This is a genomic window from Sphingopyxis alaskensis RB2256 (assembly GCF_000013985.1).
GTDB classification, from domain to species: Bacteria; Pseudomonadota; Alphaproteobacteria; order Sphingomonadales; family Sphingomonadaceae; genus Sphingopyxis; species Sphingopyxis alaskensis.
This window is the reverse complement of record NC_008048.1, coordinates 388,827-409,863: the sequence shown is the minus strand read 5'-3', so window position 1 is coordinate 409,863 and position 21,037 is coordinate 388,827. Positions and strand designations below refer to the sequence as shown.

General features: G+C 60.2%; 22 protein-coding genes and 3 pseudogenes. 10 read left to right on the top strand and 15 right to left on the bottom strand.

Going from position 1 to position 21,037, the window contains the following annotated elements:
* Positions 1–5: 5 nt before the first annotated feature.
* The 4 genes from tnpC to SALA_RS17430 all read right to left on the bottom strand — a co-directional run bounded on the left by tnpC (position 6) and on the right by SALA_RS17430 (position 3,603).
* Positions 6–1,561 (bottom strand): IS66 family transposase gene (gene tnpC / locus SALA_RS02000; RefSeq protein ID WP_407635766.1). Its coding sequence is split into 2 segments (ribosomal slippage): positions 6–199 and positions 199–1,561, totalling 1,557 coding nucleotides; the frame shifts between segments, so codons are not numbered across the junction.
* 78 nt (positions 1,562–1,639) lie between these two features.
* Entirely contained in the window at positions 1,640–2,077 is a 438-nt protein-coding gene (gene tnpB / locus SALA_RS01995; protein WP_011540711.1) for an IS66 family insertion sequence element accessory protein TnpB, read from the bottom strand.
* 5 nt (positions 2,078–2,082) lie between these two features.
* Positions 2,083–2,442, bottom strand: coding sequence for an IS66-like element accessory protein TnpA (gene tnpA, locus SALA_RS01990; protein WP_011540710.1), 360 nt, complete (start codon positions 2,440–2,442; stop codon positions 2,083–2,085).
* A 48-nt stretch (positions 2,443–2,490) separates the two neighbouring features.
* Positions 2,491–3,603, bottom strand: a complete 1,113-nt coding sequence (locus SALA_RS17430; RefSeq protein WP_011540709.1) for an IS110 family transposase — start codon at positions 3,601–3,603, stop codon at positions 2,491–2,493.
* A gap of 44 nt (positions 3,604–3,647) precedes the next feature.
* Here SALA_RS17430 and SALA_RS17710 point away from each other — a divergent pair, with 44 nt between their 5' ends.
* On the top strand, positions 3,648–3,815 hold the full coding sequence (locus SALA_RS17710) for a helix-turn-helix domain-containing protein (RefSeq protein WP_165859607.1): 168 nt from the start codon (positions 3,648–3,650) through the stop codon (positions 3,813–3,815).
* Between the two features lie 88 nt (positions 3,816–3,903).
* On the opposite strand, the gene SALA_RS01975 is transcribed toward SALA_RS17710, so the two are convergent.
* The 3 genes and pseudogenes from SALA_RS01975 to SALA_RS01965 form a co-directional block, all read right to left on the bottom strand.
* The gene (locus SALA_RS01975) at positions 3,904–4,371 is read right to left on the bottom strand and encodes a Dps family protein (RefSeq protein WP_120106760.1); all 468 of its coding nucleotides are present in this window, start codon (positions 4,369–4,371) and stop codon (positions 3,904–3,906) included.
* Positions 4,372–4,664: 293 nt separating this feature from the next.
* A complete protein-coding gene (locus SALA_RS16610; protein WP_011540707.1) occupies positions 4,665–5,375 on the bottom strand; it encodes a Crp/Fnr family transcriptional regulator in 711 nt (236 codons plus the stop codon).
* Positions 5,258–5,608, bottom strand: a pseudogene (locus SALA_RS01965) (transposase); the annotation flags it as partial. The gene SALA_RS16610 and the pseudogene SALA_RS01965, both read right to left, overlap by 118 nt.
* 6 nt (positions 5,609–5,614) lie before the next feature.
* Between SALA_RS01965 and SALA_RS16375 the strand changes: the two are divergent.
* The 5 genes from SALA_RS16375 (at position 5,615) to SALA_RS16605 (ending at position 8,329) form a co-directional block, all read left to right on the top strand.
* Entirely contained in the window at positions 5,615–5,995 is a 381-nt protein-coding gene (locus SALA_RS16375) for a YfdX family protein (protein ID WP_049754575.1), read from the top strand.
* A 213-nt stretch (positions 5,996–6,208) separates the two neighbouring features.
* Positions 6,209–6,634, top strand: a complete 426-nt coding sequence (locus SALA_RS01955; protein WP_011540705.1) for an Hsp20/alpha crystallin family protein — start codon at positions 6,209–6,211, stop codon at positions 6,632–6,634.
* Between the two features lie 9 nt (positions 6,635–6,643).
* Positions 6,644–7,036 carry an Hsp20/alpha crystallin family protein gene (locus SALA_RS01950; protein ID WP_011540704.1) on the top strand — a complete coding sequence of 131 codons (393 nt, stop codon included), beginning with the start codon at positions 6,644–6,646 and terminating at the stop codon, positions 7,034–7,036.
* A 12-nt stretch (positions 7,037–7,048) separates the two neighbouring features.
* Positions 7,049–7,549, top strand: coding sequence for an Hsp20/alpha crystallin family protein (locus SALA_RS01945; RefSeq protein WP_011540703.1), 501 nt, complete (start codon positions 7,049–7,051; stop codon positions 7,547–7,549).
* A gap of 138 nt (positions 7,550–7,687) precedes the next feature.
* A complete protein-coding gene (locus SALA_RS16605) occupies positions 7,688–8,329 on the top strand; it encodes a hypothetical protein (protein WP_011540702.1) in 642 nt (213 codons plus the stop codon).
* 52 nt (positions 8,330–8,381) lie between these two features.
* On the opposite strand, the gene SALA_RS01935 is transcribed toward SALA_RS16605, so the two are convergent.
* The 3 genes from SALA_RS01935 to SALA_RS01925 are packed head-to-tail and all read right to left on the bottom strand — an operon-like array spanning position 8,382 to position 12,628.
* Complete coding sequence (locus SALA_RS01935) at positions 8,382–10,079, bottom strand: cation:proton antiporter (RefSeq protein WP_011540701.1); 1,698 nt, start codon at positions 10,077–10,079, stop codon at positions 8,382–8,384.
* An 18-nt stretch (positions 10,080–10,097) separates the two neighbouring features.
* Positions 10,098–11,534, bottom strand: coding sequence for a phospholipase D-like domain-containing protein (locus SALA_RS01930; protein WP_237700908.1), 1,437 nt, complete (start codon positions 11,532–11,534; stop codon positions 10,098–10,100).
* Positions 11,531–12,628 (bottom strand): hypothetical protein, encoded by a 1,098-nt coding sequence (locus SALA_RS01925; RefSeq protein ID WP_011540699.1) that lies wholly within the window; start codon positions 12,626–12,628, stop codon positions 11,531–11,533. Before SALA_RS01925 ends, SALA_RS01930 begins: the two co-directional genes overlap by 4 nt.
* Before the next feature lie 392 nt (positions 12,629–13,020).
* Between SALA_RS01925 and SALA_RS01920 the strand changes: the two genes are divergently transcribed.
* Both SALA_RS01920 and SALA_RS01915 read left to right on the top strand, forming a co-directional pair.
* Entirely contained in the window at positions 13,021–13,530 is a 510-nt protein-coding gene (locus tag SALA_RS01920; protein WP_011540698.1) for an Hsp20 family protein, read from the top strand.
* Positions 13,531–13,633: 103 nt separating this feature from the next.
* Positions 13,634–14,134, top strand: coding sequence for an Hsp20/alpha crystallin family protein (locus SALA_RS01915; protein WP_011540697.1), 501 nt, complete (start codon positions 13,634–13,636; stop codon positions 14,132–14,134).
* Between the two features lie 51 nt (positions 14,135–14,185).
* Here the strand turns inward: SALA_RS01915 and SALA_RS01910 are convergent, their stop codons facing one another.
* Together SALA_RS01910 and SALA_RS01905 are read right to left on the bottom strand one after the other, a co-directional pair.
* Positions 14,186–15,256 (bottom strand): S1C family serine protease, encoded by a 1,071-nt coding sequence (locus SALA_RS01910; RefSeq protein ID WP_407635774.1) that lies wholly within the window; start codon positions 15,254–15,256, stop codon positions 14,186–14,188.
* Positions 15,257–15,527: 271 nt separating this feature from the next.
* A pseudogene (locus tag SALA_RS01905) lies at positions 15,528–16,163 on the bottom strand (IS3 family transposase); the annotation flags it as partial.
* Between the two features lie 29 nt (positions 16,164–16,192).
* Here SALA_RS01905 and SALA_RS17705 point away from each other — a divergent pair.
* Together SALA_RS17705 and SALA_RS17600 are read left to right on the top strand one after the other, a co-directional pair.
* A complete protein-coding gene (locus tag SALA_RS17705; RefSeq protein ID WP_407635773.1) occupies positions 16,193–16,333 on the top strand; it encodes a hypothetical protein in 141 nt (46 codons plus the stop codon).
* A gap of 156 nt (positions 16,334–16,489) precedes the next feature.
* Positions 16,490–16,645, top strand: a pseudogene (locus tag SALA_RS17600) (Maebl); the annotation flags it as partial.
* Positions 16,646–16,994: 349 nt separating this feature from the next.
* Here the strand turns inward: SALA_RS17600 and SALA_RS01900 are convergent.
* The 3 genes from SALA_RS01900 to SALA_RS01890 all read right to left on the bottom strand — a co-directional run bounded on the left by SALA_RS01900 (position 16,995) and on the right by SALA_RS01890 (position 21,026).
* On the bottom strand, positions 16,995–19,178 hold the full coding sequence (locus SALA_RS01900; protein ID WP_011540693.1) for a PQQ-dependent dehydrogenase, methanol/ethanol family: 2,184 nt from the start codon (positions 19,176–19,178) through the stop codon (positions 16,995–16,997).
* A 201-nt stretch (positions 19,179–19,379) separates the two neighbouring features.
* A complete protein-coding gene (gene map, locus SALA_RS01895) occupies positions 19,380–20,219 on the bottom strand; it encodes a type I methionyl aminopeptidase (RefSeq protein ID WP_011540692.1) in 840 nt (279 codons plus the stop codon).
* A 45-nt stretch (positions 20,220–20,264) separates the two neighbouring features.
* Positions 20,265–21,026, bottom strand: a complete 762-nt coding sequence (locus tag SALA_RS01890) for a hypothetical protein (RefSeq protein ID WP_011540691.1) — start codon at positions 21,024–21,026, stop codon at positions 20,265–20,267.
* Between the last annotated feature and the right edge of the window lie 11 nt (positions 21,027–21,037).

Here is a 21,037-nt window from a genome sequence, read left to right as displayed (position 1 = left end):
TTGTTTCAGGCGGCGAGCTCTGCGTGGTCCTTTGGTTGCTGAGCAGCCTTCCAGCTCCATGGGAGGAGTTCGTGTAGGCGGCTCTGGGGGATGTCGGCGATCCGGGTGAGAACGTCGGTGAACCAGGCAAGCGGATCGACGCCATTGAGGCGTGCCGTGCCGAAGAGGCTGAACATCATCGCCGCGCGCTCACCGCCCGATCCGAACCCACGAAGAGCCATGCCTTCCTGCCTCGCGCCACGGCGCGAAGCTCGCGCTCGGCGGAGTTGTTGGTCAAGCAGATCCGACCATCGGCGAGGAATGTGGTGAAGCCCTCCCAGTCGTTGAGGAAGTAGTTGATCGCCTTGGTCACGGCATCATGACGCGAGAGGCTGGCGCGGGTTTCGCGCATCCAGCTTTCCAGGTCGACGACGATCGGTGCCGACTGCTCCTGACGGACGGCCAGGCGCTCGGCAGCGCGCTTTCCGTTGATGTCACGCTCGATGGCGAAGAGCCGGTCAATCCGTTCCAACGCCTCGCTAGCCAAGGGCGAGATGAGCGGGGCGACGGCATTCCTGCGCTTCATCTGCTGCCTGATGTCGACGAGCTTGAAGAACTCGCGTCGGCTATGCGCCCAGCAGTTCGCACGCGTCATCGGCTTTTCGCCCCGCCCCTCGCGGAACAGGTCATTGAAGCCGGCAAACTTGTCGACCTGCAGGATGCCGCTGTAGCCGGCCAGGTGCGCTCGCGGATGCTCTCCCTTGCGGTTGCGTGAGTAGTAGCAGAGCGCAACCGGTGGCGCGGGGCCGCCGAAGGGCCGATCATCCCGCACATAGTCCCAGATCCTGGCCACCTCGGTCTTGAGCTTGGCCAGAAGTGGGACCGTGGTGTCGTCGGCATGAAGCCGATCGGCGGACAGGGCGTGGGCTTCGAGAAGCAGGAACAGGGGCTTCACGGCCACGCAGATCGCGCCGATCTGATCGGCCAGCGTCGAGAGGCTCAAGGGAATGCCTTCGCGCTCGAGACGATCGCGCTGGCTGTTGAGGGGCTGGTGCAGACCGTATTTCTGGAAGGCGAGGTTGGCCAGGAAGTGTGGCCCGAACATCCCGCGCGGAGTAACGTGGAAGGGTGCCGGAGGCTGGCTGATCTTCTCGCACTGACGGCACGAGACTTTTTCCCGCACCGTCTGGATGACCTTGTGACGGGCGGGTACCCGCTCGAGCGTTTCGGTGATGTCGGCGGGCAGATGGCCCAGATCGTGAGAGCCGCAGCACGGGCAAGCCTGGGGGGCCGGGATCACGACCTTCTCGCGCGGCAGGTCAGCGGGCAAGTCCCGGCGCGTGGTCCGCTTGCGGGTGAAGGCAGTGACCGCCGTGGTCTTTGCGGCTGCAATCTGCCCGAGGAGTTCGGCTTCGCTGGCATTCGCCTCGAGTTCCTCGAAGGTCAGCTCCAATTGGTCGCGCAGGCGGCGGCTACGCTCGGAGCTCGCGCCAAATTTGTCACGGCGCATCTTCTCATTCATCAACTCGAGATAGGCGTTGCGCGCCAACAGGTCGGCATTGATCGCCCGAACCTTGGCCACTTCAGCTCAGCCTCAAGGGCATGATCCTGAGCTTTTCTGGCCTGTTCGCGAACGGCGGCGAGTTCAGCACGAAGCTGTTCAAGCTCGTTGGATGCCTCGCCGGTAGCCATGCCGTTTCATAGCACAGGACCGGCATAAACCCCACGATTTCCTCGACTTTGCCGCCGCCCAGGCGATCAACCGACCTGGGTTGGTCGCCAGGTTTCCTTGCGGGTTGCGCCAGTCTATTCCTTCCAGAAGACTGGCCATCGCCGAGGCCGAGATGGCGACTGTCCCGTCCTTTGCCGCAGGCCAGACAAAGCGCCCCTTTTCGAGGCGCTTGGCGTAAAGAGACATGCCGATGCCGTCATGCCACAGGATCTTGCACAGCGATCCGTTCTTGCCGCGGAAGACATACAGGTCGCCAGCGTGGACGTCCTTCTTCAGCGATTGCTGGACCTGCAAAGCCAGCGAACGCATCCCTCTGCGCATGTCCGTGTGCCCCAGTGCGAGCCAGACCTTGCCGCCCGTAGGCATCGGGATCACCGGATCAGCACCTTCATGATCGCCGCGGCCACCGCTGGCGGTGCCGAACTGAACACGCTGACACGACCCCCGCGGGGAAGATCGACAACGATCGCCGGCTGCGTCGTGCTCGCCTCGGTGTCCTGATCCTCGATCACTATCGCTTCGACGAAGCCCTCTTCGCACGGCAATTCCGCCGCCACCGCGCACAGCTTGCGGCGCCAGGTGTAGATCAGCGCCGTCGAGACATCATGGTGCCGGGCGACCTGCGCGACACACGCGCCGGGCGCAAACGCATCTTCCAGAATTTGTCGCCGTTCCTCGTCGCTCCAGCGTCGCCGACGTTCAGGGCCGCCGAATACCGTGATCCCACCCACAAAACCGCTCCTAAGTTCGCTCTCAAGAGCGACCTTAAGACCGGTCCATCACGAGCCCGGCAAGGCGGCCGTCATCGGAGGCGTACCGCGTGTGCGCGTCAAGATCGAGTTGGCCGCTTCGTAGAGGAGCTTGCGGACCGTCCCGTCGCCTTGTTTGGTAATGCGTCCTGTCCAGTCGAGCTCTCCCGATTGGTGTCGGCGTGGAACCAGGCCAAAGTACGCACTAGCCGTTCGCGATCGCTTGAACCGGCTGGCATCATCAACAGCGGCGGCGAACGCAGCGGAGGTCTGCACACCCACGCCAGGGATGCTCATCAGGGCCTGGCTGGCCAGAGAAGCCAGGCTGATCGCTTTGAGCTGGCGATCCATCTGCCCGATCTCCTCCACGAGGCGCTCGCGGGCCCGAAGGAGCGACGCCACCGCTTCGCAGAGGCCGGGGACAGAAGCAGCCACTCGCATTCGCGCGAGGAACCGCTCGCCCTGGCCCGCGCCGAGCCTGATCCCGAAGGTGGCGCAGAGGCCGCGGATCGTGTTGTCGAGCCGGACGCGTGCTTCGACCAGATGGCCGCGGGCGGTGATGACCGAACGCACTCCGTGCGCGGCCGGCGACTTGACATGCATGTCCTTGTAGAAGCCGGTACGCGCCAGCTGGGCAAGCGCGGCCGCATCGTGCAGATCGGTCTTGTTGGCCTTCATCGCCTTCAAGCTCTGATGCGCCTGACGCGCGTCGATGCAGGCGATGGCAACGCCCAACTCGCGCAAGCCCAGCGCGATCCACGGGTCAAAGTCGGCGAACAGCATGTCCAAGGCACCGGCCTGGGTCAGCCGTTCGCGGCACAGCCGCATGGTGTTGGCGTCGGGCGTCGGCGCGCCGAGGTCGAAGCCCAAAAAGCGCAGCCAGCTCAGCCGGTCGCGGATCAGATACTCCATACGCCCGTCGGCCACGTTGTTTTGCGCCGCCAGCACCAGCACCTTGAGCATCGTCACCGGATCGTAGGGTGGCCACCCGCCCTTCGCCCCGTCCGAATAGGCCAGCGACACGTCCAGCACCGGCCGGAACGCCTCGAAATCGACAACCCTCGCCAGCACTTCAAGCGGATCGCCATGCGCCGAAAGCCGCTTCAGATGCTCCGATAACCCGAACAATCCCGCCTGCGGCATCGCCCGATCCCTTCAGGCAAGAGTAAATCAGATTAGGTCTGGATTTGCGAGGGGTCTTTGGAGGTGCCCATCTTGGCCTCACGAGTGAAACGGTTACCCGTACGCTGACGTTCCTGCAGGGCGAAGGCATGATTTTGGTCGATGGAAAGCAAATTACTTTCTTAGAACTCGACAAACTCGAAATGCTTGCTGCGCAGATCTACTCGACCTAAGAAACAGCCCGATCGAATTGCCTGAGTCTCTTCGGCCTTATCGTGGCGCAGCCGGCAAGCCCGGTGAGCGCAGATGTAATTGCCCAGATCAACCCGCCAAAGTTGCTCGCAGCATCCATGCAACCTTTTCATGGACCGCAATTCGTGAGACCAGCAGATCTGAAGTCGCCTGATCCCCGATTTCCTCGGCATCAGGAACAACGCATCTCGCAGTGCGGGCCGCCAACTGATTGCCTTTCATTAGCAGGGACACCATTTCCATCGCTTCAGGTGGTGAATCGGGCACATCCGGCAATGATGTCAGTTGCGCAAACTGTTTATACGAACCGGGGGCGAAAGAACCGAGAGTAAGGAGCCTCTCGGCAATCAAATCCACTGCAAGCCAAAGTTCATTATACTGCACCATAAACATTTGATGCAAACTATTAAAGTGTGGACCCGTCACGTTCCAGTGAAAATTGTGGGTTGTAAGATATAGCGTGTAAGTATCTGCCAGAAATTTTTTCAGGCCATCAACGACCACAATCCTTTTGGGATCATCGAGATTGGAATCCATAACATACCTCATTGACATTACTTCACCCTCACCAGAACGTTTGGACGAGCGCCCGAATGGCCGTTCCAAAGACCTTGAGCCTCGGTTGTCCCGACCGGCACATCACCCACTTGACGACCCTGGCCGACCGCTGCTCAAGATTCGGGTCTGGTTTTCCTGTTAGCCTCACTCATATGCAAGCCGCACTGAGATATTAGGGACGGCGGGCATGATGGCAATATTATTTCTCCTCCAGCAAGCCGACTCGCCGATTTCAGATTCGCGATGGATGAGGAGGTCCGATGCTTTCGCAGTCACAGAAGCAGTCGCTCAACCTCCGCGTGCTTTCTCTGGTAGCCGGAAAACCGCACCAAGGCTTGCCGGTCTATGATCTTCAGCGTGTTTCCCGGTATTGTTGCCAAGCCGAGTTTGCTCAGTTCACTTGTCGACCTACTGACATGCGTAGGCGAAATCCCGAGATTGCCGGAGAGGTCGCCGCGTTGAAGAGGGAAGTGACACCACCGCTGGTTCTGCCCACCCAGTGGGCCAGCCCGATCAAATATTTCCAGCAAAAAATGACCAAGGCTGCTTGCCGAGGAGGTCTTCGCATCGAGCGTCATCTGGCGATCGGCGCGATTTTGATCCTGCAAAAGGGAATTGACCAGTCCTCGTGCGAGACTTGGCTGGTGGGCGAAGAGTTCGCCGACTGCGACACTGCCAAGAACACACAGCGAAACGCGGGTCAGGCTGGAAACGCCTTCGTTTTGCAGTCCGAGCAGTAAGCTTTGCAATCCGATTATGCTCCCAGGAAGCAGGACTTCGACAATCTGTCGCTCGCCGCAGGTTGTCAGGCGATACCGGAGTGCCCATCCACTCAGTGTCTGATTCGAAATTATCGGTTGAGATTTCATGATCTTGCGCTGCGGCGGGTAAAGATCTGGATCGAGGCGATGAAGAGCCATGCGGTTGCAGGGGCGATGGTCTGCTCGAAGTCCTTGGCGAGGCGTCGGTTCCTGTTCAGCCATGCGAGCGTTCGCTCAACCACCTAGCGCCGCGGGAGCACCTCGAAGCCTTTCACCGCATCGGACCTCTTGATGATTTCGATGGTCCACTTGCCGAAGCGGCGCAGGGCTTGCTTGAACTTGTCCCCGGCATAGCCGCCATCGGCGAACACATGGCGCAGCCAGGGGAAGCGTTTGATGATTTCGGCGAGTACCAACGGCGCGCCATCGCGGTCCTGGATGTCGGCGGCATGGATCACGGCGTGAACGAGATTGCCCTGATCGCGGATGTTGACAGCCTGCGTGCAGCACAGCGAAGTGCGACGCTGGCCTTGATTGACGGAGACACGCAGACTGCCCGCACTCTGCTCTCCAATTTCGCTGACCAGACCGCAGTCCGGATGGGAAATCTGCCTATGGCGACTTATCCGACCGCGATCAGGCGGGCAGCCGCGCTGATCGAAGCGGGTCAGCTCGATGAAGCAAAGACCGATCTAGAGCAAACCTTGAGTACTGTCGTTGTCACCGAGACGGTCTTTCCGTATCCGGTGATCAATGCCGTGGTCTCACTCGCGCTGCGGAAGAACTGGCAGCGAAAGCGCGCAAGTCCGACGAGGGTCGCGCCGCTCTGGCTATCGCACTGAAGGCATCTCGCATGTCTCTTCAGCGCGCGGCGGTTTTAGGGTACTGTCGCCCGCCATGGGGCGCAGTTTTGAAACCAGATTCGCACGATCGAATTGGCAACCATTGCTGGCGGCAAAGCAGAACGCGAATTTGCAGAACTCCTCCGCCAGGTACGCGGAGCATCTACCAGACAGACACGTTCGCGCTGGCAGTCGTTGTCCAAGAGGAGAAGAATGATGGTTTATCCAGCAAGAATTTACAGGGCCGATCCTTTCGAAATATTGAGAAAGGGGTTGTCGGGATTGCCAACCGCAAGGGTAAGTAGTGCCGCCGCCTTTCCCAAGCTGAACATCTGGCGGACCGGGCAAGGTGCGGCAATCGTCGCCGAAATGCCTGGCATTAATCCCCAAAAGGTCGACATCACCGTCAAGGAGAATTTGCTTTCGATTTCAGGCGAACGCGCACAGCCCGATTGCGGCAATGATGCGCGTTGGATGAGGCGTGAAAGGAGTTACGGCCAGTTCACTCGAGCCGTGACGCTGCCTTTCCGGATCGATCCGGAAAACGTCGAAGCGCGCTATTCGAACGGCATCCTTTTTATCGCTGCTGGCCTGTCCGACGCCGACAAGCCGCGCAAGATCGCGATCAAGGCAGGTTAGGAACTGAACATGAGTAACGACATGGAAACGACGACCAATGAGAAATTGGCGCAGCAGGCGGAGCAAGCACAGCCAGTCCAGATGCCCTTGACCGACATCGTCGAAACCTCTGACGGAGCAATTCTCCTCATCGAACTGCCCGGATGCAGCTCAGACGATCTGGACATCGAGCTTGCGAACGGCGTATTGACAGTCGCGGCAAGGCCTTCGGTTTCGATGCCCCAAGAGGAGGAATTGCAGCACATCGAATTTGTTTCAACGGCTTATGAGCGCTCTTTCCAGGTCTCGAAAGATTTCGATCCCGATAAAACCGATGCGTCGATGCGCGACGGCGTACTTACCTTACGCCTTCATCGCTCTGAGAAACTGGCGCCCCGGAAGATTTCGGTGAAGGCAGGATAAGAAGGAGGAACGATGATGAAGATCAAGGATCTTGTGCCATGGACGCGCTCGGAGAACCCGCGCCAGCCCGTATCGAATGCTGAGCAGGAAGAAGCGCATCACTCTCTCAAACGTGACATCAACGCGCTTGTCGATAAGTTTGTCGAGAAGATCGGCAACCTCGATTTGCCGTGGCAGGATAATGAAGCCAAATCGGATGTAGTCCAGGCAGGCGATGCAGTCGAAATTTCGATCGAGTTGCCCGGCATGGATTTGGCTGACATTGATCTTTCAATTTCGGGCGACATGCTGGTGGTGAAAGGAGAAAAGAAGGTCGAGCGGCAGGAGGAAAAGCAAGGATACTTCCTCTCCGAGCGGGCCTACGGGCAAATCTGTCGCGCCATTCCCCTGCCCCCGGGTCTCGACACCGATGCCGCCAAGGCCGATCTGAAAAACGGCGTATTGACCATTTCAATACCGCAGTCGGCCGAAGCGCGATCCTCGATGAAGAAGATTTCGGTCAACAAGGCATAACCCCTTGTCGGGGCGGGCCCAGACCGCCCGGAACTACCGACCACCGGCTAAGCACAAGCGCTTCAAATCTGGTCTCGTAATATGATTTGCGTGAAAGACTTGCTTTTGCGCTTCCAACGATGAGAAAGCACGCAGAATATGTCCGATCGGGAGGATGATCAAACAGTCGACACGGTTGAAATCCGGGAAGTGGTTGGAATTGTTTACAATCATAACGCTCTTGAAGAAATGGCAACACAACTGGTTGCCGCAGGGGTGGACCGCAATGACATATCCCTCATGGCCGATTGGAATACGGTCATCGAAAAACTCGGCCTGACCTATCCCGATCCGGGCGCGGTCGTCGATAACCCCGAGACTCCGAGGCGGCGCCTAACGACCAGGGATGAACATGCCACGGTCACCGGAACCGTTTTTGGAACCTTGATTGCGACCGGTGCCTTAGCAGCCGGAGTACCCATCATAGCTTCAGGAGGTGCAATTCCGCTTGCACTTGCGGCATGTACTGCTGGCGGCGGAATAGGAGCGATGTTGGCCAAACTTGTTCGCAAGAATTTGCTGACGCGGGATGATGCCGATGCAATCGAGCATGATATAAATCGCGGCGGCATTGCAGTTTTTGTCAGGGTGGATAATGCGGATGAGGAGCAACGCGCAATCGACATCATGAGGCGCAATGGTGCGCATAATGTCCACGCTCATACCATCACATTACGCAAGGAATTGAGCGACCTCCCGCTTGCAAACGTACAGCCCGATCCATGGCTAGCCGACGACTGACACGACAGATAAGGCCTTGCCGCTCATTGTAAATTCGTGCGCAGGGCAGACATCAAGCATGGTCTGCAGCATCGGAAGTCAAGGTGCAGGAAATTTTCTCGATCTCATTTTTAGGAAGATCGACAGCCGACAGTACCAGACGTGCCAAATCCATTCCCAGATATAGCTCCGGGTCTAACTGCAGGATCCGTTGGTCGGTGTGCATCGTCTCATCCCTATCCTGAGATGTGCCGAGCAAGACGATTTTCCCGTGAGCGTTGCCTTCGAGAAACCAGTCCACAATCCGGTTTTGCCTTTGCGAAAACGGTTTCGTTATCACGATTGCCGCCGCGACGTTTGCGCGCGCCGCCTCGAGCGTAGCGGTGCGACCCGGGTCGCCGAGAATGACTGGCAGCCCTTCTTCGCGCGCGGTCAAATAAAGTCTCAAATCTGGTTCGATCATCACAAAGTCGAGTTCTGCCAGTCTCACCGCTCTCGCCGCTGATCGCGCAAGGTTGTCCGCGCCGCAGAAAACGATGTGATTGATGCAAGCCCTGACTTCGCGAGCGACTTCCACCTCCTCCCTTTGCGGTAGATTGGTCATTCCGGATTTCCCGCCGCAGAGGTTCCGCGCGATGGTTTCCGAAGATCGGAAAAGAATTGGCCCAAGACCCATCGAAACGACAAGCGCCAGCAGCAGTGGCTGGCCCATTTCGGTCGATATCAGCGAAGCGGTAAGAGCTCCGGAAAGGAGCAAAAGTCCGAATTCCCCACCATGAGCCAGAATTACAGCCGTCTGCAGCGCATCACGCGCAGAGGATCCGGATATCTTCAGTGCGATAAAATTCAGCAATGCTTTTGCAGGAAGGAGAACCAATAGCCAGGCAAGGACCGCAAGCGGACTGCTCCCAAGCTGGCTCAGGTCCAGCTGCAAGCCGATCGAGACGAAGAAAATACTGGCGAAAACGTCCCGAAAAGGCCGCAAGTCTTCCTCGATCCGGTGCCGGACATCGCTTTCACCCAAAATAAGTCCCGCCAGAAATGCACCCAGAGCAGCGGAAGCTCCGGCGAGATGGGCGGATTGCGCTGCCATGGCAATAATCGCGAGAGCGGCAAGGACCAGCAGCTCGGAATTGCCGCGCCGATAGATTGCCATCAGCAGGCTGCGGAGTACAGGCCTCGCCAAAACCAGCGCGACTGCGAAGATTGCCAGGACCTTGAGGATTTCGAGCGATATCTCGACCGGACCGGGCTGTCCGCCAGATTGCCAGATCGCGAGCATGGCAAGTAGTGGAATGGCCGCCAAGTCTTGAAAGACCAGCACCGAAATGGCCACACGCCCGTGCCGGGTGGTCAATTCCCCGTGGTCTGCCAACTGCTTTGCCGACAATGCGGTCGAGGACATTGCGACCGATGCGCCCAGCAAGATCGCGGGCGCGATTCCCCACCCCAGGCACCAAACGAGGCTTCCCACGGGCAGCCCGACAAGAAACCCCTGCAGCGCGCCAGCCTTCAGTATTTTGCCCTTGTCGCTCCAGAATTCGGTAAGCGAAAATTCCAAGCCTACCATGAACAGCAGGAGGATAATGCCTGCCTCGGCCATGAAGTCCAGCGCCGGACCATCGGGAAACAATCCGGTGACTGAGGACCCCAGAAGAATACCGACAGCAATATAGCCCAGGATCGTTGGAGCCTTCATGAGATGAAACAGCAAGCCGGCCACCAGGATGGAAGCAAAGAGAATGAACACAGAGAAAAAGAGTTCTTCCATTATCGCTTTCCGCCAGTTTCAAAGGATCGGCGAAAACAGCCGCGCAAAGCCATTTCGCAGTTTCACGAAATACGGCATGTCAGACAGGTCGGTCGGCCTCACTTTCTTCGACGCAGACCTGATTCGGGCGAAATCGTCACCAAGCTCCAGCGCCAGCCTGCGATCGTAAATTTCCAGGTTGAATTCGAAGTTCAGGCGCAGGCTACGCGCATCCCAGTTGGCGGAGCCGACACACACCCAGGCATCGTCAATTATCATCAGCTTGCCATGATCGAACGGGCCGGGGCGCTCATAAATGCAGACACCGTGTTCGATTATCTGCCAGTAATGCGCCTTAGATGCCCATTGCACGAACAGATGGTCGCTGTTTCGCGGGACCACGATCTCGACCCGAACCCCTCGCAAAGCGGCTGCGCCCAGCGCGGCAATAGTAGGCTGGTCAGGCAGGAAATAAGGTGTGCGGATGGAAATCTTTTTCTGAGCGGCATTGATTGCGCCTATGAAAATCCACCGCATCCGGTCCAGCGTTTCGTCAGGTCCGGATTCGATCCCGCGCGCAAGGCTAAATCCGTCGGTGATCGGACCGCCCGATTTGCCAGTCCAGAAGCTTTCGTCCAGCTCTTCTTCCTTGCTATCGTACCAGTCCCGCTCGAAGGTTTCCCGCATTTGCCCGACGACCGGACCCGAAACCTCAAGGTGCAGATCGCGGAAAGCGCTTTCCGGGGCCTTGGGACACCAATAGGGCCTATGGATGTTCATGCCGCCGGTAAAGCCCCGGTACCCGTCAACGATGAGCAGTTTGCGATGGTTGCGCAGATGCAACCCGTGCAGGCGTGCCGGTATCACAGGGGGATTGAACAGGGCGACATCAATACCGTGAAGCCGCAATGCTCCGTAGGCGTCCGAGTTGGATAACCTGGCATAGGCATCATCGATCAGGACCTTGACGCTCACTCCGCGCGACCGCGCTTGCGCGAGGGTATCGACGAAAAGCGCCCCGATCCCCTTGCCCTCGAAAATGTACGAGGCAAGGGCGATAGAATGCTTCGCTTCGCAAATCGCCTGAAGCATTTGCGGGTAGGCCTCTGTGCCCCCAAAAAGGGGGGTGCAGCGATTTCCGGGCAACAGTTCTTTGCCTGACACGTCTCGCCCGAGACGCGCAAGACTGGCCAGATGAGGCGGCAAATCCATGCCCGCCGAACCTAGATTGGAAAGTTCGCTTTTCGCTGGGCGCGCCGCGCGTAGCCGCATTGCTTTGCGGTTAACCCGATTTATCCCAAATAAAAGGTAGCAAAGTGAGCCGCCTAGAGGGACAAGAGCAACCACTAGCAGCCAGATGGTCGCCGATCGCGGGTCGCGCTTGTGGATGATCGCGTGGCTGGCCGTGGCAATCGCAGCGATCACCGCGATTGAAAATATCATCCAGCTAAACGACGTAGTTTCAGGAATGTTCATACCCCGGTACGCATCGGTGCCTGACGGCAGCAGCGGCAACCTTTGCTTCGGAAAATTTCTTCCCACGAGTCGGCACCCCACTCGGCGAGGCGCGCATCCAGAAAGGCGGATACCTTTTCGAAAATATCTTCAATCTCATCGAGCGCGCGGTCGACCACTTCCGAAACCTGCTTCGGTGCGAAGAGATCTTGCTGGCGCAAGACGAACACCCTGCGCCAGAGATTCGGCAGGTCGCGCAGAGCCGCGACCACGCCTGCAACGTGCATCTCATCGAGCGCGACTTTGGTCTGCGAGAGCTCAACTGGCAGGACATCGGCCAAAGTGACATGGTCGTCGGGCTGATAGAATTCGTAAAATTCCTCTTCGACCATAGCCTCCGCTTCATCTTCTGCATCTTGAGGCACTTCGCTGTCTAGCGGTATAGCCGACATCGAAATCTGCTGAGCGGCGATTTCCGCGTCGATCACCGCGAAGAGTTCGCGCAAGGCGGCAATCTTTAATTCCCCGGCATCCACGACCCCATGATCGCTCGCAATGACGCGCATGATGGCTTCGTCAACGATATCGGCGGCTTCAGGATAGCCGGTTGGAAGTTTGCTCACGGCACGCAGATAGGCCAATTCACGCCTGGCAGCTGTTTCCAACTTGGGCCGGATTTCGGCCAGTCTCGCCTCTACCAGGCTGCGCTCCCTTTCAGGACGCTGATCGGCCCCGGTCGTGATCTCGTAGAGACGCTCGCGCCGCCTTTTGCGGGCGAATTCGGAACCATGGGCCAGTCTTTCCAAATGCCTGCGAGTAGCAGATGTTAGCTTGTCGATGACGTCCCTGGCCAATGAACGCAGATCGTCTCCCTTACTGTGAACGGCCACGATCCTCTGGCCCGGCAAATGCAAATGCACCGACAGGCTGAATGTCGCATCTTTGTCCGGCGAGCGACCAAGAACAGCCTGAATACGGGTAGCAGATGCTCCGCGTGCACCGAAAATTGGTTGAAGGGCCCCGACAGCTTCCTCCAGCAACGCCGTGCGCACGGTTGCCGCATCCTGTTTCGATGTAGTTTTGTCTGTGACTGACAGGCTGATGAAGATTGCCATGCGCTCTTATCCTGCGATGAGGTGTTGTGCACGCTGTTGTCTGGCGCGATCGCCTGCAAGGAGCAACCGGCGGGGGAATGCTTCCAGGGCTCTTGCTTGCATGAAGAGCATTCCCCAATCGTGTTTTGCGAATCAATGTACGCAAAAATGGGTACTGCAGATCGCTTCACGCGTCCACGCCATCACGTCAAAAGGAATACGCTACCTCAAGCTACCGCTCAATGCGCTCTGATTATGTGTACATTCCACGTCAGCGGGGACCTCAAGAATTCTCCTGACACTTTTCAAAGGTAGGACCACCAGATGGCAAGACATGTTGCAGCCCCTACGACGAAATTCATTGGTATGCCGGTTGGACAGAGGGCGTCGGCTCTTGGTTCCCGGCGCCTCTCATGCCCAGATTGCTCAACAAGGAGGATTTGGAAATGAGGACTGCATTTGATTTGACCCCCTATCGCCGCTCGACGGTCGGTTTCGATCGGCTCTTCGATGCGCTCGAGAACAGCTTCCGCGCCGAGACGCAGGATGGCTACCCACCCTTCGACATCGTTCGCACCGGCGAGGACAGCTACCGGATCACTCTGGCGGTTGCCGGCTTCCGTCCGGACGAAATCGACATCACTTCACATCAGAACCAGCTCGTCATCTCCGGTCAGAAGATCGAGAAGGACGAAGACGGTGTTGAATTCGTTCACCGCGGTATCGCTGCCCGCGCGTTCGAGCGCCGGTTCCAGCTGGCCGATTATGTCGAAGTGCGCGATGCGGATTACGAGCACGGCATGTTGACGATTTCGCTCCAGCGGATCGTCCCGGAATCGCTCAAGCGGCGCAAAATCGCCATCGGAAGCCGCGAGCATGTCAATGACGACACGCCGCAGCTGCCCGAAGACAAGGCGGGCTAAGTCCAAATCATCGGGCAAATCCTCGGCGGGGTGGGTGCCACCGCACCTGCCCCGCTTGACGAAGCTTTGCCTGAACCAGTCGGAAAATAGGAGGAATGTCGAGATGGCTATTCGCGATCTCATTCCCTGGAAAAGCCAGGGCCAGGACATCGCTCCCCGGCAGGAGGAGCGGGTCGATCATCCGGTGATGTCGCTTCATCGAGATATCAATCGCTTGTTCGACGACATGTTTCGCGGGTTTTCAATGCCCTCGCTGCCGTCCATCGGGCGCAGCCTTGGCTTGCCGCGGGTCGAGCTGTCGGAGAACGACAAGGAAATCCGTGTCACGGCCGAGTTGCCGGGCATGGAGGAAAAGGACATCGAAATCAGCCTGGACAATCACCAGCTGGTGATCCGGGGCGAAAAGAAGTCCGAAACCAGCGACGAGGAACGCGGCTATTCCGAACGTAGCTATGGCCGCTTCGAGCGTCGCATCGGCCTGCCTTCGCAGATCGATGAGGACAAGGTCGAGGCGGCCTTCCGCAATGGTGTTCTGACCGTTACGGTTCCGCGTACCGCAGAAGCGGCACATGGACGCAAGACGATCCCGATCAACGCCGGTTAATGGCAGACAGGAGGGCTGGTCTCACCGATGGGACCGGCCCTTCTTCGTGCATCAGCTTCCCGGTTCGAGTTCGAGCCTGACCATTCGCTCTTCGCCGCCGCGCATCAGCGTAAGTTCGACGCTTTGTCCGACCCGAAAATCGTCTAGTCGGGCGAGCAGATCGCCGACTCTGGAAACGGGTTTGCCGTTCAGAGCGGTAACGATGTCTCCAGGAGCGACACCGCGCCTCGTACGCTGCGCAGCAACCAGACCGGCGCGATCCGCCGAGGACCCGGGATCCACCCGCAGGACGAAAACCCCTTCGATCCCCGAAGCGCGTTTGAGCCGATCGTTTATATCGTCATCGCTTTCAAAGCCAAGGCTGGGCCGCGTATAGCGCCCTTCCGAAATGAGCTGCGGCACGACCCGCATGACCGTATCAACCGGCACGGCAAAGCCGATTCCTGCCGATGCCCCGGAGGGACTATAGATTGCGGTATTGATCCCGATCAGTCTGCCTGCGGAATCGAGCAGCGGACCACCCGAATTGCCTGGATTGATGGCGGCATCGGTCTGGATGAGGTGCCGAATGTCGGGGCCATTTTCATTCGGCAGCGAACGATCCAGCGCCGAAACAATCCCCTTGGTCAGGGTCCAGTCTAGGCCGAACGGGTTTCCAATTGCGAAGACATTCTGCCCCACCTGCAGATCGATGCTCGTGCCGATTGGCACCCGCGCGGGCGCAGTGAAGCCCGCACCGCCTATTTTCAGGACAGCAAGATCGTGTTGTGGGCTAACACCGACCAGCGTGGCGGAAAACTGGCGACCGTCAGCAAGCTGGATTTGCGCTTCGGAGGCGCCCTCGATGACATGGAAATTTGTGACAATATGGCCGGCCTCGTCCCATACGAGACCCGAGCCGGAACCGCGCGGCACGCTATAGACATTGCGTGTCCAGAAATCGGCCACCCGCTGCCGTGTCGATATGAAGACGACGGACTCGCGTGCGTTCCGGAACAGGTCGATTGTCGCACGTTCATCTGCGCCAAGATCGCCTCGCGCAGTGACGACGCGTGGTTCGGCGACCGGAGCGGACTGGTTGATCAAGAGGGCTGCTGAAGCGGCAAGAAGAAGGACGTTCATGATGATAAGGAGTTCGAAGTAGGTTTTTGACTTCGATACCTTGAGGTTAGGGGATCTATCCATGGAGGAAACTTACGGGCGCGGCAGCCCAAATCAACCGTCGAGTGAGGCCAGGGTCGCTCGTGATGATGTATTTTTTGCCAAACCCTTCTTATACAGCGCTCACGACAAGCGCGAGTTTATCCCGTCTTGGATCTCAGCGCCGGTCCACCATCCCCAACTGCGCGAGCGTTGCAAGGTGTCGTGACCCCCAGCCTTCCCCCAGCTGGGATTAGAGCCGGGCGGTTGTTTTGCGCATCAGCGCGGTTGAAGCAATGGGCTGCGTAGCGGAGCCCGTAGGGCGTAGCGAAGCAGGCCATTGCTTATCCAGTTCGGCGGCGAACGCCGCCGGTGTTGCGTAGCCAAGCGATGAGTGCGGTCTCTCCCGGTTGTAGTCATCCACCCAAGCAGCGATCTCGACCCGGGCGTGAGCCATGCTCAGGAACAACGTCTCGTTGAGAAGCTCGTCCCGCATCCGGCCATTGAAGCTCTCGACATAGCCATTCTGCATCGGCCTTCCGGGCGCGATGTAATGCCACTCGACGCCGATCTCGCCGCACCATGCCAGTACGGCGTTGCTGGTGAGTTCCGTCCCATTGTCGCTGACGATCATGCCGGGCTTGCCACGCCGTTCGATCAGCGCGGTCAGCTCGCGCACGACACGGCGCCCAGAGATCGACGTGTCCGGCACCGCTGCCAGGCACTCCCTCGTCACGTCATCGACCACGTTGAGCACCCGGAACCGCCTGCCGGATGCCATCTGGTCGTGCACGAAGTCCAGGCTCCAGCGCTGGTTCGGCAACGCCAGAACCGGAGCAGGCGCTCTTGTGCCGACAGCACGCTTGCGGCTTCGTCGTCGCCTGAGTATCTGGATCTCTTGGAGCAGAAAGCGTCTTTATACATTGCCGAGGAGGGCTGGGCCGAGCCGGCACTGTGGCAGCGAGGCTGCTCATCGAGCTCGGCATAACAGGTGCCGATACCGCAATCGCCCAGCCGAGCGGCGGGTTAGGGATATCATGCTTCCTGCAGATCTTGTGAAGCGCAACGTCTGACAGTCGGAAGTCCTTCGCTAAGTGCGTCAGAGGTTTCGTCCAGACCAGGTCGTAGAACTCTTCGCGGGTGAACCTTTGGCTCATCTCGGCAGGACTCCAGACTTCCATTCAGGATTGTGCGGCATAGGGCAGGAGGGTGCCTATCCGTGAGCAAGGGATCGATGTCTACGGCTTCGGAGAGCAGAAAACTCCCGAGAGCTTCCGACAAGCGTGTCGCCGTTTCATCTACACCGAGAACCTGCTGCCAGAGGCGCCAACGTCAGATGAGCCAAGCCGACAAGATGCCCGTCCGGCTACCCACGAAGAATGCTCCTACGACACCCCATCCTGAAAAGCCCGCAGATTGCAGATGGACCAAACGAAATGGTCCCGTCGCACAGTCAGGGCAGCCCGCCGCAAAGATCCCTTTTTGGGGGTATCGATGGGGGTATTCTGCGCGATTATTGCAAGGAAATCGATGCACAGCAGATAGTTATGAGCTGGCAAAAGATCCCTCCTCCGCTACCAGACCCCGGAGCCGCAGCGAAAACGCTTATAGACCCTCAGTCCGATGGCTTGCGAGATGCCGTCACGCATCACCCGTCAAGCGGTTGCCGCCCCTGCCCGCGACGCCGGAATGAGAAACCACTTCTCTGGAAAACCGGCGCTCAGCGCCCCACCGGCGCCGATGCGTTCGGCAGATTTTCCCTGGTCCAGATTGAGCGATCGATGACATAGGCGCGGATCGCCGCGGCATCGGCCGGGGTCAGTACCTTGGCGAAGCCGACCATGCCGCGGTCCTTGAGCGCGCCGTCGAGGAGCACGGCCTTCCACGCCTCCGGGTTGGCAAGGGTGCCCGAGACGCGCAGGTCGGGGGTGAAGCCGTTGCCGATCGCGCTGTCGCCGTGGCAGACGATGCAATAGCGACCGAACAAGGCCTTGCCTGTGGCGACCTGTGCCGCTGTGCCGAACTGCGGCGGCGGGTTCCACGCGAGCGTCGTTGCCCGCGGCAGCGCGGGAAGCTGCGCCCGGCCGCCGAGCTTCAATACGACGAGGCGCGGGATATTGGGAACCTTGCGCGTCGCGCCGCCCGCGACGCCGGCGACGAGCGGGAAGGCACCGCCCTTGCTCGTCTGGAAAGCGACATATTGGACGCCGTTCACGCGGAAGGTCGAGGGCGCGCCGACGATCCCCGACTGCATGTCGAGGTCGAGGAGCTGCTTGCCGGTGTCGGCGGCATAGGCGCGGAAACGCCCGGTGCTCGTGCCCTGGAAGACGAGATTGCCCGCGGTGGTCATCGTTCCGCCGTTCCACGCCGCGGGATGGTCGACCCCCCACGCCACCTTGCCCGTGCGCGGGTCGAAGGCGACGAGGCGCCCGGTCGTCGCCGCGACCGCGGCGCGATAGGCCGCCTTGTCGTCGGGCAGCATCGTGCCGGTGAGCGAGGTGCCGACGTTGAAGCCGACGACCTTGCGCCGGTCGAGTTCGTTCATGTCGGCGACATAGGCCTGCGGGATCTGCTGCGCCGGGATATAGACGAGCCCCGTCGCGGGATTATAGCTCATCGGGTGCCAGTTGTGCGCGCCCAATGCGCCGGGGATCGCGATGAAGGGCTTGCCCGTCCTGTAGAAGCGCGCCTCGGGATTCTCGATCGGGCGGCCGGTCGCAAGGTCGTAGCCGCTCGCCCAGTTGATCCCGTCGACGAAGGGCTTGGCGTCGAGCAGTTTGCCGGTCGCGCGGTCGATGGTGAAGAAGAAGCCGTTCTTGGGCGCATGGTACAGCACCTTGGTGGGCGTTCCGTTCACCGCCTGCTCGGCGAGGATGATCGGCTGGGTCGCGGTATAATCCCACGTCTCGGCGGGGGTTTCCTGATAATGCCATTTATAGGCGCCCGTCGTCGCGTCGAGCGCGACGATCGAGGAGAGAAACCAGTTGTCGCCCTCGCCGTTCGAGCGCGTGCCGTGGTTCCACGGATTGCCGTTGCCGACGCCGAGGTAGATCTGGTCGAGATCCTTGTCATAGACGATCGCGTCCCACACCGTGCCGCCGCCACCCGACGTCTGCCATTCGCCCGTGTCGGACCAGGTGGCGTTGCCCTTCGACGCGAAAATGGCGTCCGACGCCGCGCCGTCCTTAGCCTTCTTCGGGTTGGGCGCGGTGTAGAAACGCCAGCGCTGCCTGCCCGTGTCGGCATCATAGGCGGTCACATAGCCGCGCACGCCAAACTCGGCGCCGCCATTGCCGATCAGCACCATGTCCTTCACCACGCGCGGCGCGCCGGTGATCGTATAGGGCCGGTCGGCATCGAAGGTCTGCGTCGCCCACAGTTCCTTGCCGCTCGTCCGGTCGAGGGCGATCAGTCGCCCGTCGAGCGCGCCGACAAAGACTTTGTCGCCCCACACCGCAACGCCGCGGTTGACGACGTCGCAGCAGGCGTGGACCGCGCGCTCGCCCGGCACTTTGGGGTCATATTTCCACAAGGGCTTGCCGGTCGCTGCGTCCCACGCGCTGACCTTCGACCAGGCATGGCTGACATACATCACCCCGTCGACCACCACCGGCGTCGCTTCCTGCCCGCGTGCATCCTCCAGGTCGGCGAACCAGGCGATGCCGAGATCGCCGACATTCCGGTCGTTGATGTCGGTCAGCGGGCTGAAGCGCTGCTCGTCATAGCTGAAGCCGATTGCGCCCCAGTCGTCGCCGTTGCCGCCGGTCTTGAGCAGCGCCTCGCTGGCCCTTTCGGCATCGTCGAGCGATCCGGCCGCGATGGCTTCATTCTTCGATGCGTTGCACGCTGCCAATGCCAGCGCCGCGCCGCCCAGCAGCGCAGCCGAAAAGACCCGTTTCGCCATATCGCTCTCCCTGTACGCCTATCGTTGACGTTAACGTCAAGACTGCGCGCGAAGCGGCGAGGGTGCAAGCAGGAAATTGGGGGGCCGAAGCGTCTCGTCGTCATCCCGGACTTGATCCGGGATCCATGACTTCCAACGCAGCGCCAGCCTTCCTGGACCCCGATCAAGTCCGGGGTGACGAAATGGGAATCGTCGTGCCGGTCAGCCCCACGGCGGCGCGTTCAAACCCTTCGGGCTCGCGGTGAAAATCTCGCAACCCGTCTCGGTGATCCCGATGCTGTGCTCGAACTGCGCCGACAGCGAGCGGTCGCGCGTCACCGCGGTCCAGCCGTCGGCGAGCATCTTTACCGCATATTTGCCGGTGTTGATCATCGGCTCGATCGTAAAGAACATGCCGGGGCGCAGCTCCGGCCCGGTGCCGGGGCGCCCGGCGTGGACGACCTCGGGCGCGTCGTGGAACATCTGGCCCAGCCCGTGACCGCAGAAATCGCGGACGACCGAATAACGGTGGCGTTCGGCGTGGGTCTGGATCGCATGCGCGACGTCGCCCATGCGGTTGCCCGGCTTCGCCTGCTCGATGCCGAGCATCAGGCATTCATAGGTGACTTCCACCAGCCGCCGCGCCTTGATCGGCACTTCGCCGACCAGATACATGCGGCTGGTGTCGCCGTGCCAGCCATCGACGATGCTGGTGACATCGACATTGACGATGTCGCCCTCGCGCAGCGGCTTGTCGTCGGGAATGCCGTGACACACGACATGGTTGATGCTGGTGCAGCAGCTGTGCGTGAAGCCGCGATAGCCCAAGGTCGCGGGAATGCCCCCGCCCTCCAGCATCATTGTGCGGACGAGGTCGTCGATCGCCGCAGTCGTCACCCCCGGCTGGACAAAGGGGACGAGCGCGTCGAGGATCTCGGCCGACAGCCGCCCCGCCTTGCGCATGCCCGCAAAGCCCGCCTCGTCGTGCAGCTTGATCGTGCCGTCGCGCACGCGCGCCGGGGCGGTCGCATCGTCGGCGGTTATGGTGACATAATCATACATGATCACCGATATAGGCGATGTCGCACCGGATTGCGAGCACGACCGTCAGCCGGCCAGCGGCTGCCCGCGCGCGATCGCCCGCCAGCTTCCCGCCGCCGCGAGCGCGAGCAACAACAGCCATCCGCCCGCCGCCGACGGGATCAGCATCCACGCAAAGGCGGCGGGAGTGATGATCGCCATTACCGTCGGGATCGCGGCCAGGATCGCGAGCGTCCCGAACAGCGCCCACCAGCGCCCGAACTGCGTCGCCGCGGCGCCGATGACGACATTGGTCAGCGCGAGCAGCAGGAACTTCGCCGCGACCGGATAGGGCAGGCTGGCCATCGCGGGCGAATAATCGCCCGCGGTAAAGGCCGCCTGGATATCGAAAAGCAGCCAGTTTTCATAGGCATCGCAGAGCGCCGCAGCTGCGGGAAGCATCGTCGCGGCCAGCAAAGCGCGCGCGCGAAGCTCGCGCCACAGCGCAAAACAGCCGCAGGCAAGGAAGCCCGCGTAAAGCAACATGTAAAGATAGTCGCGCTCGTTCCCCGTGCGCATCGCCGCGAGGCGCGCGACCTGCTGCGGATCGCTTTCGACCCCGAAAATCGCCTCGAGATCGTCCTGCCCGCCGGCGAACTCCAAGGCGAGCACCGGCGCCCCATAGCCCGGCGCGATCGCATGGCCCTGCTGCGGGAAAATCTGCGTCAGCCACGCCCCGAACACCAGCACCGCGATGCCGAGCGCCAGCGTCCAGTACCAGGCGCGCGTCGGCGCGGGCGGACGCGCACGCTCGGCCTCGATCCATTGCTGAACCCCCCCGAGCGGCATTCAACCGTCCG